The following is a 3,072-nucleotide window of genomic DNA, read 5'->3' on the forward strand; positions in this document are numbered from 1 at the left end:
CCGTACCGCGCCCGCGGGCCGCGGCCATGGGCGACTGGCTCACCTGCTTCCCGGGCTTCGCGATGCTCACCACGGACGGACCGGGCGCGGCACCGCTGCCCGCCGGGCCCGCCACGGGCGCCGTGTGCGGCGAGCTGACCGCAGGACAAGGCGTGGGGCTGCGCTGGCCCGACGGAGAGATCACAGACGCGGTCGCCGGCCCGGTGACCGGAATGGGGACCGCATGAGCACGCTCCGTATGGCGGCCGTCGCCGCCGAGTTCGGCCGCGATCTGGAGGAGGACTTCGCCGTCGCAGAACGGCTGATCAAGGAGGCCCGCGCCGAGGGCGTACGGCTGCTCGCCCTGCCGGAGGCGTGTCTGGGCGGCTATCTGCTCAGCCTGGAAAGCGAAGCCGGCGCCGCTGCTGAGAGCGGCACCGACGTCGGCACCGAGCTCGACGCGGGCCCGCCCGCGCTCGCTCTCGACGGCCCGGAGATCCGCCGACTGGCCGCGCTGGCGGGCGAGTTGACCGTCGTCGCCGGTTACTGCGAGGCGGGTGCGGACGGACGGCGCTACAACAGCGTGGTCTGCGTCAACGGCGACGGCGTACTGGGCAATCACCGCAAGGTCCACCAGCCGCTGAGCGAGGACGCCAGCTACGCCTCCGGCCACCGCTTCCACGCCTTCGACACACCGGTCGGCCGGATCGGCATGATGATCTGCTACGACAAGGCCTTCCCGGAGTCCGCCCGCGCGCTGGCCCTGGACGGCGCCGAGATCGGTGTGGTCGTCTCCGCCTGGCCGGGCTCGCGCACCAATGCCGCTCCCGATCTGGTGAACGACCGCTGGAAGCGCCGGTTCGACCTCTTCGACCGGGCCCGCGCCCTGGAGAACCAGATCGTATGGGTCTCCTCGAACCAGTCGGGTACCTTCGGGTCGCTACGCTTCGTCGGCAGCGCCAAGGTCGTCGATCCCGGCGGCGAGATCCTCGCCGACACCGGTGTCGGAGCCGGCCTGGCGATCGCCGAACTCGACGTCGCCCAGGCCCTGGAGACCGCTCGCCGCTCCATGGGCCATCTGCGCGACCGGCGTCCGGAGACGTACACATACGCAGAAGCGGCCGGCGCATGAACGCGGGAGCGGTGAACGAACGATGACCACAGTCCGGATCGCGGCCGCCGCCGCCCACTTCGGCCGTGACCTGGAGTTCGATCTCACCCGTATCGCCAAGCTCATCGATGACGCGCGCCGCTCGGGCGCCGGGCTGCTCGTCCTGCCCGACGCCGCGCTCGGGGGCTATCTGGCCGATCTGCGCCATCCCGATCCCGAGGCGCTCCCGCCGGCCCTGAAGCCGGACGATCCGCTGATCCTCCGGGTCGCGCGGCTCGCCGCCGAGATGGTGGTGTGCGTGGGCTACTGCGAGGACGGGGGCGGCGAGCGCTACAACGCGGCCGTGTGCGTCAGCGGCGACGGCGTCCTCGGCCGCCACCGCAAGGTGCACCTGCCGGCCGGCGAGGTCGCCGCGTACGCGCCGGGCGACCGTTTCGCCGCGTTCGACACTCCGGTGGGCCGGATCGGCATGATGATCGACTACGACAAGACGTTTCCCGAGTCCGCCCGCTCGCTGGCCCTGGACGGCGCCGAGATCCTCGCCTGTCTCTCCGCCTGGCCCACCAGCATCACCAACCGCGCGCCGCGCATGGCCCAGGACCGCCAGGCCAAGCTCTTCGACCTGTACGACCAGGCGCGCGCCGCCGAGAACCAGGTCGTCCTCGCCTCCTCCAACCAGACCGGCGCCATGGGCGGCATGCGCTTCCTCGGCCAGTCCAAGGTCGTGGGCCCGGGCGGCGACATCCTCGCCCGGACCTGGGCCAAGGCGGGCCTGGCCGTGGCGGAGGTGGACGTGGCGACCGAGATCGACCGCGCCCGCCGAGTACTGCGCCACCTGGACGAGCGCCGCCCGTCGGCGTACCGGGTGACGGGGCCGGCGAGCGGCTCCTCGGAACGGCGCGCAAGCGTCCCGGAACAGCACGCAAGCGCGCCGGAACCGTACGCGACGGAGCACGGGCCCTCCGCCGACCTGGAGGTCTCGGAGATCCCCACATGAAGATTGCCCTGCTCAGCTACTCCACCAAGCCGCGCGGCGGCGTCGTACACACGCTGGCGCTCGCGGAGGCACTGGCGGCGGCCGGAGCGGACGTGACCGTCTGGTCGCTGGGCCGGGGCGGCGACTCGGGTTTCTTCCGTGCGGTCGATCCAGGCGTACGCGTACGGATCGTGCCGTTCCCGGAAGGGCCCGCGGACGAGACCGTAGGTGAGCGCATCCTGCGCTCCATCGCGACGCTGCGCGAGGCCTTCGACCCGTCGCCGTACGACATCGTCCACGCCCAGGACTGCATCAGCGCGAACGCGGTGGACCGCTGTGTCCGCACCGTCCACCATCTCGACCAGTTCACCACGCCCGAACTCGCCGCCTGCCATGAACGGGCCATCGTCGAGCCGTACGCCCATATCTGTGTCTCGCGGTCGGTCGCGGACGAACTGGCCGAGGGCTGGGGCCTGAAGGCGGAGGTCATCCCCAACGGCGTGGCGTACGAACGCTTCGCCGGCAGCGATCCGGCGGCCCGCGAAGCCTGGCGCTCCCGCCTCGGCCGCTATGTGCTCACCGTCGGCGGGATCGAACCGCGCAAGGGCTCACTGGACCTCCTGGAGGCGTACGCGCTGCTGTGCGCCGACCATCCGGACGTACGGCTGGTGATCGCGGGCGGCGAGACACTCTTCGACTACCGCGACTACCGCGCCCGCTGGGAGACGCGCGCCACGGAACTCGGAGTCGAACCGGTCGTCCTGGGCCAGGTCGCCGAGGACGACCTCCCGCCACTGATCGCCGCCGCGAGCGCCTTCGCGTTCCCTTCCCTCAAGGAGGGCTTCGGCCTCGCCGCGATGGAAGCCCTGGCCGCCGGAGTCCCCGTGGTGGTCCGCGACCTGCCTGTCCTGCGCGAGGTCTTCACCTCGGCGGCCCGCTTCGCCGCCACCCCTCACGCCCTGGCCACCGAACTGGCCGCAGCCCTCACCCCCGACACCTCCACCCG

Annotated in this window: 3 protein-coding genes and 1 pseudogene; all 4 read left to right on the plus strand. The window is 72.1% G+C overall.

Going from position 1 to position 3,072, the window contains the following annotated elements:
- Window positions 1-227 (plus strand): annotated as a pseudogene (locus tag GA0115259_RS35865) (AIR synthase); the annotation flags it as partial.
- Window positions 224-1,111, plus strand: coding sequence for a carbon-nitrogen hydrolase family protein (locus tag GA0115259_RS35870; RefSeq protein ID WP_093604588.1), 888 nt, complete (start codon window positions 224-226; stop codon window positions 1,109-1,111). The pseudogene GA0115259_RS35865 and the gene GA0115259_RS35870, both read left to right, overlap by 4 nt.
- Before the next feature lie 22 nt (window positions 1,112-1,133).
- On the plus strand, window positions 1,134-2,087 hold the full coding sequence (locus GA0115259_RS35875; RefSeq protein ID WP_237540733.1) for a carbon-nitrogen hydrolase family protein: 954 nt from the start codon (window positions 1,134-1,136) through the stop codon (window positions 2,085-2,087).
- Window positions 2,084-3,072: MSMEG_0565 family glycosyltransferase (locus GA0115259_RS35880; protein WP_093604590.1), on the plus strand; the 989-nt coding region annotated here is incomplete at its 3' end. The genes GA0115259_RS35875 and GA0115259_RS35880, both read left to right, overlap by 4 nt.

This window comes from Streptomyces sp. MnatMP-M17 (assembly GCF_900091995.1).
Classification (GTDB): Bacteria; Actinomycetota; Actinomycetes; order Streptomycetales; family Streptomycetaceae; genus Streptomyces.